This is a genomic window from Acetonema longum DSM 6540 (assembly GCF_000219125.1).
Lineage (GTDB): Bacteria > Bacillota > Negativicutes > Sporomusales > Acetonemataceae > Acetonema > Acetonema longum.
The window spans coordinates 13,866-26,682 of sequence record NZ_AFGF01000066.1 but is presented as its reverse complement, the minus strand read 5'-3'; the positions used below and the strand labels follow the sequence as shown (position 1 = coordinate 26,682).

The window sequence follows — 12,817 nt, the reverse complement described above, 5'->3', positions numbered from 1 at the left end:
ACTTATTATCTATGTTACGCTATTATACTTCTACCTCGGATGAGACTTTTTCATTTGGGCGGGAATTTGCTCAATTGCTGCAAGACGGGGATATACTATGCCTGTCGGGTGATCTGGGCGCCGGGAAAACCTTATTGGCGCAGGGCATTGCCGCCGGATTAGGGATTGAGGTGGAAATCACCAGCCCGACGTTTACTGTCCTGGACGTATATCAGGGGAGATATACACTTTATCATTACGACTGGTATCGATTGGCGGTTCCGGAGGAGCTACAGGATATTGGCTTTGAGGAATACAGCGGCGTCGGCAGTATTACCCTGATCGAGTGGGCGGATAAGTTCCCGTCTGCTTTGCCGGACGCTTACCTTTGGATTATATTGGATGCCGGCCCGGAGCCAAACTCCCGATCGATTACCCTTAAGCCCCAGGGCGGCAGATACGAGACATTGTTAAAGGAGTGGACAGCCATTGCTGATACTCGGTTTAGACACGACCACGCTGGTATCTAGTGTGGCTCTGACCGCCGATGATACCTTGCTGGCGGAAATAACGCAACAGACAAAAAAGACCCATTCGGAACGATTGCTGCCGCACATAGCAGAGCTCCTGGAATTGGCGGAGGTTGATAAAAAAGATCTGGGGGCGGTAGCTATCAGCAGTGGTCCGGGTTCTTTTACCGGCCTGAGAATCGGCCTGGCAACGGCCAAGGCCCTGGCCTACGCTTTGCGAATCCCAATTGTGGGAGTGCCGACGCTGGCTGCCTTAGCCTATGGCAATCCGGCGCCAGGAGGGATTCTGGCCCCGATGCTGGATGCGCAAAAAGGTAATATTTACTTGGCGCTTTATCGCTGGCAGGGAGAAACTCTGATAGAAGTAACTCCGCCAACCGTCCGTTCCTTTACCGAGGCGCTGGGGGAGCTGACACAGCTTTCGCAGCCAGTGGTGGCCATGGGCGAAGCCGCCGTGATGTTTCGGCAGGAAATTCAGACTGCGCAACAAGCCGGCGCCGATATATGGCTGGCGCCGCCCCATTGCATCCTGCCAAGGGCCGGCAGTGTGGCCTTATTGGGTCGGAAGATGCTGCAGCAAGGAATTGTACATGATTGTAAGACATTGGAACCCCAATATATCAGGCGGTCCGAGGCGGAGGAATTATGGGAGAAGAGACAGGGCAACGCGAGGCAGGACTGATTTTTCGCTGGATGGGACTGGATGATATTGATGTTATTGTGACCTTGGAGCAGGCCTGTTTTTCCACACCATGGTCCCGGGCGACATTTGAGGAAGAATTGAATTATAATGACTTGGCTCACTATCTGATTGCTGAATGGCAGGGCCATATTGTAGGCTATGCCGGTATTTGGGTGGTATGCAATGAGGCTCATGTGATGAATGTGGCCATTGCTCCGGCCTATCAAGGAAAGGGATGGGGGAGGCGAATGATGCTGGCTTTGATCTGCCGCGCTCAAATCCTGGGAGCCGAAAGCATGACCCTTGAGGTCAGGGTGTCGAACCAAACGGCCCGTTCTCTATATGCCAAGATGGGTTTTGTCGAGTATGGCATACGGCCCGGTTATTACTCTGAGCCGAAAGAAGACGCTTTGTTGCTGTGGCTGAAGTCCTTTGAGCAGTTAAGATTATAAAAAAAGAGACAGCCACTTTGTGGCTGTTAAGGTGATTGTGTTATATGTTATGCCGATTACTATAAAAGGTTCCAGGGGAGGTACTATGGCGAATGAAAAGCCGCCGGCTGCTTTAGGGCAGTTGGTGCTGGGAATTGAGACTAGCTGCGATGAAACCTCCGCCTCTGTCGTAGCAGGCGGGCGAACTATCCTTTCGAATGTGATATCTTCACAGGTGCCGATTTTCCAACGGTTTGGCGGCGTGGTGCCGGAAATTGCCTCCCGCAAACACATCGAAAATGTTATGGGAGTGATTGATCAGGCTTTGGGGGAAGCCGGCATCGGTTTGGATGATATTCACGGCGTCGGCGTGACCTATGGTCCGGGTTTGGTCGGGGCTTTGCTGGTAGGGGTGGCGGCGGCCAAAACGCTGGCCTTTGCTAAAGAACTGCCTCTGTTGGGGGTCAATCATCTGGAAGGTCACATTTTTGCCAATTTTTTAGCGCATAAGGACCTGACCCCTCCTTTTGTCGCCCTGGTCGTATCTGGCGGACACACTTCCCTGGTTCATGTGAAGGATTATAACCAATTTCAACTATTAGGACAAACCCGGGATGATGCGGCTGGAGAGGCCTTTGATAAGGTCGCCCGGGTTATGGGGCTTCCCTACCCCGGCGGGCCGGAGATCGACCGGCTGGCAAAGGATGGCGATCCGACAGCGGTTGCCTTTCCCCGGGCCCTGCACGGACAGAATAACTTCGAATTTAGTTTCAGCGGTCTGAAATCGGCAGTGCTCAACTATCTTAACCAGGTGAAACAGAAGGGGGAGACGGTTTCCCTCCCGGATGTGGCGGCCAGTTTCCAGGCGGCGGTGATTGACATCTTGACGGAGAAAACATTGCAGGCCGTACAGGTGACAGGTGCCTCGACGGTTTGCCTCGCTGGCGGCGTGGCCGCTAATAGTCGTTTGCGGGCAGAGCTGACAGTCAGGTGCCAGGAGCGGGCTATTGGGTTTTATTACCCGCCGCCGGTTCTTTGTACTGATAATGCCGCCATGATTGCCTGCCGGGCACATTATAAACAACAAGCCGGTCTGTGTTCAAATTTTCATCTCAATGCTATACCCGGTTTGCGGTTGGGTGAAAGTTAAAATTCACTGGAATCTCTTTGTGGAAAAAAATAAAATGACATTTGTGGATAATGTGATTAAATATCCCACGAAATCGCTAAAAACACCTGAATATCCTGTGGATAAACCTGTGGATATTGTGGATAAGCATCGGGAAAGAGTGGACAAGTTGATCGGCATAATCCATACGGAAGAAACGGAGACTCATGACAGGTTATTTAAAATATCTTTTGGCCCATTCTGCCAGCTCCGCCAATATCCTGGCGGTTACTTCAGTTTGCAATGTGGCGTGTATATTTTGCAGTCACCGGCACAATCCGGCTGCGGTAAAAACCTACCGGATTCCTCCTTTGTCCCGGGAAGAGGTGAGAGAACTGGCTGGGTTTCTCGACCCGGAACGCCGCATCGTGATTGGCGAGTCGATCTCACGCCTGGAAGAAGGGGAACCTTTTTCTCATCCTGAATTTTTAGCTATCTTACAAGATTTGCGATGGCGTATGCCTGATACTCCGATACAGGTGACCACCAACGGCAGTCTCTTAACCCGGGAAACGGTCAGGAAGTTGGCTGACCTTGGCCGGATTGAAATCAATCTCTCCCTGAACAGCGCCACACTATGCGGCCGCCTGAAACTGATGCAGGACCGTCAAGCGCCGGTGGCATTAGAGAGCCCCGAGCTGCTTTATCAGTATGGAATCCCCTATCATGGCAGTTTAGTGGCTATGCCCCATATCGCAGGCTGGGAGGATGTATTTGCTACCTGCCATTATCTGGATGACAACCGGGCTGACACCATTCGGCTGTTTATTCCGGGGTATACCCGCTATGCGCCGGATTCATGCCGCTACCCCCGGGACCTTATTGGGGAGCTGCGGCAGCAGGGGCAGCGGACGGCAGCTGAACTGCAAACTCCTTTAACGATAGAGCCTTTTGTACCGGAGGATACACAGCCAGAAGTAGCGGGGGTGATTGCCGGCTCACCGGCTGCCGTCTCCGGCATTCAGCGGGGCGATGTCATCAGGACTGTGAACGGGCAGTCGGTTCGTTCACGGGTGGAGACCTTTCAGGCAGTATCTCAGGCGACTTCCCCTGTCAGCATTGAACTGGAGCGGTCAGGGCAACGATTTTCCGCCGTAATAAGCCAGTCCCAGCATCAACGTCCCGGTTTAGTTATGTATCATGATATTGACTATAGTCTGGTTGACCGAATCCTGTCGACTATCCGGTCCAAACAGGCCGGGCGTACTTTACTCTTAACTTCCGAATCAGCCCATCCCTTATGGCAAAAAGTTTGGCAAGATGAGCCGGGCGTCATAACCGCCGGCGTACCTGCCGAATTTTTCGGCGGAGTGATTCAAGCCGCTGGATTGTTGACGGTCAGTGACTATCAGGCCGTTCTGGACGCGAAATTGGCCGATGTGAACCCTCAGTTGATCTGTATACCGCAAATATCATTTGATGCAGCTGGAAAGGACTTGACTGGACAGTCCTACTTAGAAACTGACACAAAAGGGACGGAAATTGTTTTGCTATAAGAGGATTTTTTTGCAATAGGGTGGAATAATATTCACTTTATAAGCAAGGGGTGAAAGCGCTTATGGGAGTCACAGAAGAAATTTGTCGGAAAACTACGAGTTTATCGCTTTCACAGATAGAAAAACTGCAGGTTGTGGAAAGCATTCTGGAATTGGCGAGTGATATCGCTTATGCGCAAATTACCATTTATGCTAAATCGGATGTAGACCATTATCTGGTCATCATTGCCCAGGCTAAGCCTAATACCGGCTTTATACAATATAGACCCAACCTGCTGGGGACAACGGTGTATGCTTCCGAGGAACCTCTGGTATGGCGGACGTTTGAGTCAGGAGAGAACATATCCGGCCAGCGTGAATGGGCTTTGGGGATGGATGCCCTGGAGATGCGCACATATCCCATTTGTGATGACACCGGGACCATCATTGCGGTTGCCAGTTTTGAAGCCAGTTTTGAAGAAACCAGCACTGACCATCCTATTTTAGTGCATACGGCCTATCAATTGCTAATCTCCTGCCAAGTGCCGGCACTGGAAAAAGTATATCGTCCTTTGACAGCCCGAGATGGGATTATGATCATCGATGAGCGGGGACTGATTATAGCCGCCAATGCGGCGACCGTAAACGTTTATAAGATATTGGGCATCGGTAAAATCGTAGGCCGGAAAATGTATGATCGCCAGCTGAACATACGCCTGGCGCAAAAGGCCGCCCATGTCAAACAGCCTCAGGAGACCGAGTGGGAAATCGGCAACATGATTCTGGCTATGCGGGCCATTCCCATTGTGACAGGCGATCAGGTTGGACGGACTATTGTGATTCTTGCTGATGTCACCGAACTGAAGAAAAAAGAAAAGGAACTGCTGATTAAGTCGGCGGTGATTCAGGAAATTCATCACCGGGTGAAGAACAATCTGCAAACCGTGGCCAGCCTGCTCAGGCTCCAGGCCAGGCGCAGCAACTCCATGCAGGTAAAAGCCGCCCTGAGAGAAAGTATTAACCGTATTTTGAGCATTTCGGTGGTTCATGAATTTTTGTCCCAGCAGGATAAAGAGATCATTGATGTGGCTGAGGTGGTCAAGAATATTCTCGACTTGGTGATCCAAAATATGCTGGAACCGGATTTTAATATCCAAACGGTTTTTAACGGCCAAACGGTAATCTTGCCCTCCGAGCAGGCTACAAGCCTGGCTTTGGCCGTAAATGAACTGATCCAAAACTCCCTGGAGCATGGGTTCGTGGGGTTAAGTGAAGGTGTGATCGGAATCGATATTGTAACCACTAAGGACTTTCATCAAGTGGATATCTATGATAACGGTATTGGGTTGCCGCCTGATTTTAATCCGCAGAATTCGCGCAGTTTGGGACTGCAAATCGTGCGAAAATTAATTGAAGATGATTTAGGCGGCCAATTCCGCATATACTCTGATAGTGGTACACGAGCCTCAATTACGGTTCCCCGAGTCGGAGAGGGAGGATGATGAACATGCAATCACTGCGTATAGTTATTGCTGACAATGAATCAATAATCCGTATGGATCTGAAAGAACTTCTGGAAGAAGCGGGTCATACCGTGGTTGCCGAGGCGGTGAACGGTACCAAGGCAATAGAACTGGCGCGAAAATTTCAGCCTGATTTGGTCATTATGGATATCAAAATGCCGGAAATGGACGGCATCACCGCCGCAAAAACTATTTCCAACGAACGGCTGGCGCCGGTACTGCTGTTGACTGCCTACAGCCAGAAAGAGATTGTGGAAAAGGCGAAAGATTCAGGGGTCTTGGCCTATTTGGTCAAACCGGTGAAAGAAGCTAATCTGTTTCCGGCAATTGAGATTGCCTTGTCCCGCTTTCAGGAACTTACTGACTTGGAAAAGGAACTGGAGGATGTAAAAAACTCTCTGGAGATCCGTAAAATTTTGGACCGGGCTAAAGGCATTCTGATGGACGCCTATCAGCTCTCCGAGACTGAAGCATATCGTCGCATTCAGCAGTATAGCATGAATAAGCGAAAATCCATCCGGGAAGTGGCGGAATCGATCATTAGCGCCGCCACCAAGAAAAAATAGGGTGACCGTTGAAAAATTCGTGCTTTTCGGGAAATGGGTAATAGTGGATGATTTCTCACAAGCTGAAAGGTCACCTAAATTCTTCACTAGTACGACAAAGCAGGCGTTGCTCTTACCTAGCATCTGAACCGTTTTGAACGGTATCTGTTTCGAGACTGTAGATGAGTTTTGCAATAAACACCGAAAAAGACACCGCCATCTTGGTGTCTTATTTTTGCTTTGATGTATAAACAGTACTGGCTCAGTAAACCATAGATTTGGCTTTCCCTGCCAAAACACTTGAAGAAAACGAAAAATTTCATTGCAAAACCCCTTGATTTTTAGCGGCAAATTCTATATTATAGTTATTGGAATTAGCACTCATGTTAAGTGAGTGCTAACAATTAAAAAGCAAAAGCATAATTATAAAGGAGGTCATTGTTCATGATTAAGCCATTGGGCGACAGAGTTGTTATCAAGGCACTGGAAAGAGAAGAAAAAACCAAGAGTGGTATTGTGCTGCCCGACACTGCTAAGGAAAAACCTCAGGAAGGTAAGATTGTGGCTGTCGGTACCGGTAAAGTGCTTGAGAACGGTACGAGAGTAGCTCTGGATGTTAAGGAAGGGGACAAGGTCATTTTCTCCAAATATGCTGGCACTGAAGTAAAAATTGACGGTGTAGAATATCTTATCCTCAGTGAGAGAGACGTTCTGGCTATCGTGGAATAAGGAATCACGAATACATAAGGAGGCAAAAACAAAATGGCAAAGCAAATTCTGTTTGACGAAGAAGCGCGCCGCGCGCTTGAGAAAGGCGTAAATGCCCTCGCCAATACTGTAAAAGTAACCTTAGGACCTAAGGGTCGCAATGTTGTGCTGGATAAAAAATTTGGCGCTCCTGCTATCACCAATGACGGTGTAACCATTGCCCGTGACATTGATTTGGAAGATCCGTTTGAAAACATGGGTGCTCAACTGGTTAAAGAAGTCGCCACCAAGACCAACGATGTAGCTGGCGATGGCACCACTACCGCTACTCTCCTGGCTCAGGCCATTATCCGTGAAGGCATGCGCAATGTTGCTGCCGGCGCTAATCCGATGATCGTGAAAAAAGGCATTGAGAAGGCAGTTGTCACTCTGGTAGAAGAAATTAAGAAGAACTCTAAAAAGGTCGAAACCAAAGAAGCCATTGCACAGGTTGCTTCGATTTCCGCCGGTGATGCCGAAATCGGCAAACTGATCGCCGAAGCAATGGAAAAAGTGGGAAAAGACGGTGTTATCACTGTCGAAGAGTCAAAAACCATGGGCACCGATCTGGATGTAGTGGAAGGCATGCAGTTTGACCGCGGTTACATCTCCCCCTACATGATCACTGATTCCGACAAAATGGAAGCTGTCCTGAGCGACCCCTACATTCTGATCACCGACCGCAAGATTGGCGCTATCGCTGACCTGTTGCCGGTATTGGAAAAAGTAGTGCAGCAGGGCAAAGAGCTCCTGATCATCGCTGAAGATGTGGAAGGCGAAGCTCTGGCTACTCTGGTTGTTAACAAACTGCGCGGCACCTTCCGGGCCGTCGCTGTTAAGGCTCCCGGCTTTGGCGACCGTCGTAAAGCCATGCTGGAAGACATCTCCATCATCACTGGCGGCAAAGTGATCACCGAAGAACTGGGCCGCAAACTGGACAGCGTAACTCTGGAAGATCTGGGCCGCGCTCGTCAGGTCCGGGTATCAAAAGAAGAGACTACTATCGTTGACGGCGCCGGTCAGGCTGATGAAATCAAAGCACGTGTGAACCAAATCCGGTCTCAGATCGAAGAAACCACTTCCGATTTCGACAAAGAAAAACTGCAGGAGCGTCTGGCCAAACTGGCCGGCGGCGTAGCTGTTATTCAAGTCGGCGCTGCTACCGAAGTAGAACTCAAAGAAAAGAAACTTCGCATCGAGGACGCCCTGAACGCTACCCGCGCTGCTGTAGAAGAAGGCATCGTACCCGGCGGCGGCACCACCTACCTGGATATTCAGGACGCCCTGGATAAGCTGAATGAAACCGGCGAAGTAAAAACGGGTATCCTGATCGTCAGACGCGCCATCGAGGAACCGGTTCGCCAAATCGCCTGCAATGCCGGCCTGGAAGGCTCCGTGGTCGTGGAAGGCGTGAAGAAGGCCGGTAAAGGCGTTGGCTTTAACGCCCTCACTGAAGAATATGTCGACATGATCAAAGCTGGTATTGTTGACCCGGCGAAAGTAACCCGTTCTGCACTGCAAAATGCCGCCAGCATCGCGGCTATGGTGCTCACCACCGAATCTCTGGTCGCTGATAAACCGGAAAAAGAAGCTGCTGCTCCCGCCGGCATGGGCGGCATGGGCGGCATGGGTGGTATGGGTGGTATGGGCGGCATGATGTAAGAAGGGTCGTAAATCCTACGAAGTAAGGGATTTTGACACTGTCTATAACGCCAATGTAGCTAATTTGTAGCTAAAAATAAAGAATTAAGAAGTGGTCCATCAGTTGATCAAACTTTTGGGCCACTTCTTTTTTTGCGGTATATAGGTACCATAGGCATATTCCTCCTGGCCGGCGCATAGGTATTATTACAATAACCCGAAAAAAGAAAAAACAAGACGATGCTAGTCTGATTTCAGAGATGCTTTGCATCTCTTTAGGAGGCGGGGACAGGTGATACTGAATCTTAGGCGGATCATCGGCCGCCGGTACTGGTTTTACGGTATGATCGGCCTGCTGGCCATCAATGCATTCTATGTACAGGTTGCTGAAATTATCAGCAGCGGACCTATGGCTATTGCCGGTACCCGCACCGATCAGAAAGTGGTGGCCCTGACTTTTGATCATTCCTGGGGAAATAGATTTACCCCCTCTATTTTGGATACCCTGAAACAGAATAATATTCAGTGCACCTTTTTTATCATGGGGCCATGGGCCAAAAAGTATCCGGAAGTAGCCCAGAGAATGGTGGCTGATGGTCATCAGATCGCCAGCCATGGTTATCGCCACGACAACTATGGCGATAAGCCGGCCGAATGGGTGAAGGACGATATTAAAAAAGCCCATGATCTGATTAAAGAAGTAACCGGAGTAGACCCCAGCCTGATCCGGCCGCCTAACGGCCACTACAGTCAGCGATCTTTGACGGCTGCCGAGACAATGGGCTACAAAACGATTATCTGGAATGTGGATTCTTTAGACTGGAAAAACCCCGGCAAAGAAGTGATTATCGACCGGGTAGTAAAGCGGTTAAAGCCCGGCGCCATTATTCTCATGCATGCCTCCGATACTCCGCTGCAGACGGCAGAGGCCTTGCCGGTCCTGCTGGATAAAATTAAGGAACAGGGCTATAGAATCGTGACGGTGGGAGAATTGTTAGATAAATGCAGTGAAAACGGGCTGATCCGGCATTAATGCCGGTTTTCTTTTTGGGCAGGAGATAGGCATTTCACCACGAACATGTATAGTATCAGAAGTTGTCCCTTAATGCCTGTTGTTGTAATTTTCTCGGTGTAAAGACGCGATGCCGGAGAAACACTAAAAAATATATAAATATTATCATGTTTTTACACGAAGGTATTTACAGCGGACGGGCTTCTATGATATATTTTGTACCTATATAGGAAAAACGGGAAGAACATTCCGGTGATTTGAAGAAGGAGGCTTTCTACAGCATGCAGGTCAATCAACAGGAACTGATACTGGTCATGGATTTCGGCGGACAGTACAGTCAATTAATCGCGCGACGTATCCGGGAATGCGGCGTATATTGTGAAATCACGCCTTTCAATACTCCCATTGATAAAATTCGGGCTATGAACCCCAAAGGAATTGTATTTTCTGGCGGCCCGTCCAGCGTTTATGCTGAAAAAGCTCCTCGGTGCGACAGTGAAGTATTTAAACTGAACATACCGGTACTCGGCATATGTTATGGTATGCAACTGACGGCGCATCTTCTGGGCGGCGAGGTCAGCCGGGCTCAGTCCCGGGAATATGGCAATACTAAATTGTCGATTAAAGACGGCGTAGCCTTCTTTGCCAACGTTCCGGCCCAAACTCAGGTGTGGATGAGTCATGGCGATTTCATCGTAAAAGCGCCGGCAGGATTTGAAGTAACCGCCTATACGGAAAATACCCCGGTGGCGGCCATGGTGGACGAAGCACGCAAAATTTACGGCGTACAGTTCCATCCGGAAGTGGTGCATACTCCGGAAGGCATGAAAATGCTTCGGACTTTTCTGTTTGATATTTGTCACTGCAAAGGTGATTGGAATATGGGTTCTTTTGTGGATCACGCGATGGCTGCTATCCGCCGTCAGGTCGGCAATAAGAGGGTGCTGTGCGCATTAAGCGGCGGCGTGGATTCTTCCGTAGCGGCAGTACTGGTCCATAAAGCGGTCGGCGACCAGCTAACCTGTGTGTTCGTCAATCATGGCTTTTTGCGCAAAGGCGAGCCCGAGCAGGTAGTCAAAACCTTCCGGGACGGCTTTCACATGAATCTGGTGTATGTGGATGCGGTAGACCGGTTTATGAAACGCATCGCCGGTGTTACCGAGCCGGAAAGCAAACGGAAAATCATCGGTGAAGAATTTATCCGGGTGTTTGAAACTGAGTCGGCTAAATTGGGCGATATTGATTTTCTGGTTCAGGGGACTCTGTACCCCGATGTGATCGAAAGCGGCACTGCCACGGCGGCGGTCATCAAAAGCCACCACAATGTAGGCGGCCTGCCGGAAGATATGAAGTTCCAACTGGTAGAACCCCTGCGTGACCTGTTTAAGGACGAGGTCCGGGCCCTGGGCAAAGAACTGGGCCTGCCTGATGACATTGTCTGGCGTCAGCCTTTCCCCGGTCCCGGTCTGGCAATCCGGATCATCGGTGAAATTACCCACGAACGGCTGGAAATTTTGCGGGAAGCTGATTCCATTGTTTATCAGGAAATTAAGAATGCCGGCCTGTATCGCAAAGTCTGGCAGTCTTTCGCCGTACTGCCGGCTATGAAGAGTGTCGGCGTTATGGGCGACGAGCGGACTTATGCTTATACCATAGGATTAAGAATTGTATCCAGTGAGGATGGCATGACGGCTGACTGGGTGCGCCTGCCTTACGAAGTCCTGGACAATATTTCCCGCCGGATTGTTAACGAAGTGAAAGATGTCAATAGAATCGTATATGACATTACTTCTAAACCGCCATCCACTATTGAGTGGGAATGATTTAGCGCCTTTAGATGGTCGCGCACCAAGGGGTTAAGGCTTGTCCTTAACCCCTTGGCTACTATTAGTCAGGATAAATCTCTGTCAATAGCGGCGTAGCCGCACTCCAAGCAGCATAATTATTGATATGCAATGCGCTTTAAAGCAAGGGTTGATTTTGGCCTGGCAGTATGGGGCTGTGCGTCAAAAAGCCCCCTTCAGGCAACCGCCTATTATTTTAACAATCCTCATTTCCTCTAACTGGTAAAAGAGTATAAGCTTGTGGTAAAATAAAAAGCAGATAAAATATACCCAATAGGGGGAATTAAAAATGAAGTTTGTAACCTTTGAAGCTGACGGGAAGGTAAGCATTGGCATTTTATCAGCGGATCAGAAATATGTAATTCCCTTGCAAGCGGCGGAGCAGGGGTGCTGCAACAGCGCAACCCTGCCTGATACGATGCTGGAATTGATCGAACAGGGAGATGCGGCAGTAAAAATCGTGCAAACGATCCTGGAAAGAGCGGATAGCAGTTGCCCCAAGCTGGCCCTTGACGAAGTGCGCTTACTCGCTCCAATTCCCCGGCCGCGGAAAAATATTTTCTGTATCGGCAAAAATTATGTTGAACATGCCCTTGAGGTGGACAAAACAGGGGATGTCAGTGCAGCTGTGCCGAAAGTGCCGGTGGTCTTTTCGAAACCGCCTACGTGTGTAATCGGTACTGGTGCTATCGTCAAAAATCATAAACAGATGACGTCCAAAATCGACTATGAAGTGGAACTGGCGGTGATTGTCGGCAAAACGGCATCTCAGGCGGCCAAAGATAAGGCCTATGACTATGTCTTTGGCTATACCATTATGAACGACATCTCGGCGAGAGACCTGCAGAAAGCTCATGGCCAGTGGCTAATGGGGAAGAGCCCTGATACCTTTGCGCCTCTCGGTCCCTGCATCGTTCATAAAAATGCGATTCCCGCTCCTCATAACTTATCGATAAAGTCTATGATAAACGGTGAAATTCGTCAGAATGCAAATACCAAGGATATGGTATTTGATATTCCTGCATTGATTGCGGCGATTTCTTCGATAATTACCCTTGAGCCGGGCGATATCATTGCAACAGGCACCCCGGCAGGCGTAGGGGCTGGTTTCAATCCGCCCAGGTTTTTGCAGCCAGGCGATGAGATGAGACTGGAAATTGAGAATATCGGCATCTTAGTCAATACCCTGGAAAAGTAAGCATAAGTCTGGCAGCATATTCGCTAAAAGTGTTGCTCAAAA

Annotated in this window: 12 protein-coding genes; all 12 read left to right on the top strand. The window is 49.5% G+C overall.

Annotated features, from left to right (window positions below; translation table 11 throughout):
* Window positions 1-11: 11 nt before the first annotated feature.
* Window positions 12-509 carry a tRNA (adenosine(37)-N6)-threonylcarbamoyltransferase complex ATPase subunit type 1 TsaE gene (tsaE, locus tag ALO_RS08310; protein WP_004094742.1) on the top strand — a complete coding sequence of 166 codons (498 nt, stop codon included), beginning with the start codon at window positions 12-14 and terminating at the stop codon, window positions 507-509.
* Window positions 469-1,191 carry a tRNA (adenosine(37)-N6)-threonylcarbamoyltransferase complex dimerization subunit type 1 TsaB gene (gene tsaB, locus ALO_RS08305; protein ID WP_040292992.1) on the top strand — a complete coding sequence of 241 codons (723 nt, stop codon included), beginning with the start codon at window positions 469-471 and terminating at the stop codon, window positions 1,189-1,191. Before tsaE ends, tsaB begins: the two co-directional genes overlap by 41 nt.
* Window positions 1,155-1,643, top strand: coding sequence for a ribosomal protein S18-alanine N-acetyltransferase (gene rimI / locus ALO_RS08300; RefSeq protein WP_004094738.1), 489 nt, complete (start codon window positions 1,155-1,157; stop codon window positions 1,641-1,643). Before tsaB ends, rimI begins: the two co-directional genes overlap by 37 nt.
* Window positions 1,644-1,728: 85 nt before the next feature.
* Complete coding sequence (tsaD, locus tag ALO_RS08295) at window positions 1,729-2,772, top strand: tRNA (adenosine(37)-N6)-threonylcarbamoyltransferase complex transferase subunit TsaD (protein WP_004094736.1); 1,044 nt, start codon at window positions 1,729-1,731, stop codon at window positions 2,770-2,772.
* Window positions 2,773-2,957: 185 nt separating this feature from the next.
* The gene (locus tag ALO_RS08290) at window positions 2,958-4,286 is read left to right on the top strand and encodes a radical SAM protein (protein ID WP_004094734.1); all 1,329 of its coding nucleotides are present in this window, start codon (window positions 2,958-2,960) and stop codon (window positions 4,284-4,286) included.
* Between the two features lie 62 nt (window positions 4,287-4,348).
* On the top strand, window positions 4,349-5,767 hold the full coding sequence (locus ALO_RS08285) for a sensor histidine kinase (RefSeq protein WP_004094731.1): 1,419 nt from the start codon (window positions 4,349-4,351) through the stop codon (window positions 5,765-5,767).
* 5 nt (window positions 5,768-5,772) lie between these two features.
* The gene (locus ALO_RS08280; RefSeq protein ID WP_040292991.1) at window positions 5,773-6,354 is read left to right on the top strand and encodes an ANTAR domain-containing response regulator; all 582 of its coding nucleotides are present in this window, start codon (window positions 5,773-5,775) and stop codon (window positions 6,352-6,354) included.
* Between the two features lie 423 nt (window positions 6,355-6,777).
* Complete coding sequence (gene groES / locus ALO_RS08275; RefSeq protein WP_004094727.1) at window positions 6,778-7,062, top strand: co-chaperone GroES; 285 nt, start codon at window positions 6,778-6,780, stop codon at window positions 7,060-7,062.
* A gap of 33 nt (window positions 7,063-7,095) precedes the next feature.
* On the top strand, window positions 7,096-8,742 hold the full coding sequence (gene groL, locus ALO_RS08270; RefSeq protein ID WP_004094726.1) for a chaperonin GroEL: 1,647 nt from the start codon (window positions 7,096-7,098) through the stop codon (window positions 8,740-8,742).
* 271 nt (window positions 8,743-9,013) lie between these two features.
* Window positions 9,014-9,754 carry a polysaccharide deacetylase family sporulation protein PdaB gene (gene pdaB, locus ALO_RS08265; RefSeq protein ID WP_004094720.1) on the top strand — a complete coding sequence of 247 codons (741 nt, stop codon included), beginning with the start codon at window positions 9,014-9,016 and terminating at the stop codon, window positions 9,752-9,754.
* Window positions 9,755-10,014: 260 nt separating this feature from the next.
* Window positions 10,015-11,556, top strand: a complete 1,542-nt coding sequence (guaA, locus tag ALO_RS08260) for a glutamine-hydrolyzing GMP synthase (RefSeq protein WP_004094719.1) — start codon at window positions 10,015-10,017, stop codon at window positions 11,554-11,556.
* A gap of 310 nt (window positions 11,557-11,866) precedes the next feature.
* Window positions 11,867-12,775, top strand: coding sequence for a fumarylacetoacetate hydrolase family protein (locus ALO_RS08255; RefSeq protein WP_004094717.1), 909 nt, complete (start codon window positions 11,867-11,869; stop codon window positions 12,773-12,775).
* Window positions 12,776-12,817 lie beyond the last annotated feature (42 nt).

Coding starts and splice junctions, on each gene's coding strand:
- tsaE (WP_004094742.1), top strand. CDS start 12: ATGTTACGCTATTATACTTCTACCTCGGATGAGACTTTTTCATTTGGG.
- rimI (WP_004094738.1), top strand. CDS start 1,155: ATGGGAGAAGAGACAGGGCAACGCGAGGCAGGACTGATTTTTCGCTGG.
- tsaD (WP_004094736.1), top strand. CDS start 1,729: ATGGCGAATGAAAAGCCGCCGGCTGCTTTAGGGCAGTTGGTGCTGGGA.
- ALO_RS08290 (WP_004094734.1), top strand. CDS start 2,958: ATGACAGGTTATTTAAAATATCTTTTGGCCCATTCTGCCAGCTCCGCC.
- ALO_RS08285 (WP_004094731.1), top strand. CDS start 4,349: ATGGGAGTCACAGAAGAAATTTGTCGGAAAACTACGAGTTTATCGCTT.
- ALO_RS08280 (WP_040292991.1), top strand. CDS start 5,773: ATGCAATCACTGCGTATAGTTATTGCTGACAATGAATCAATAATCCGT.
- groES (WP_004094727.1), top strand. CDS start 6,778: ATGATTAAGCCATTGGGCGACAGAGTTGTTATCAAGGCACTGGAAAGA.
- groL (WP_004094726.1), top strand. CDS start 7,096: ATGGCAAAGCAAATTCTGTTTGACGAAGAAGCGCGCCGCGCGCTTGAG.
- guaA (WP_004094719.1), top strand. CDS start 10,015: ATGCAGGTCAATCAACAGGAACTGATACTGGTCATGGATTTCGGCGGA.
- ALO_RS08255 (WP_004094717.1), top strand. CDS start 11,867: ATGAAGTTTGTAACCTTTGAAGCTGACGGGAAGGTAAGCATTGGCATT.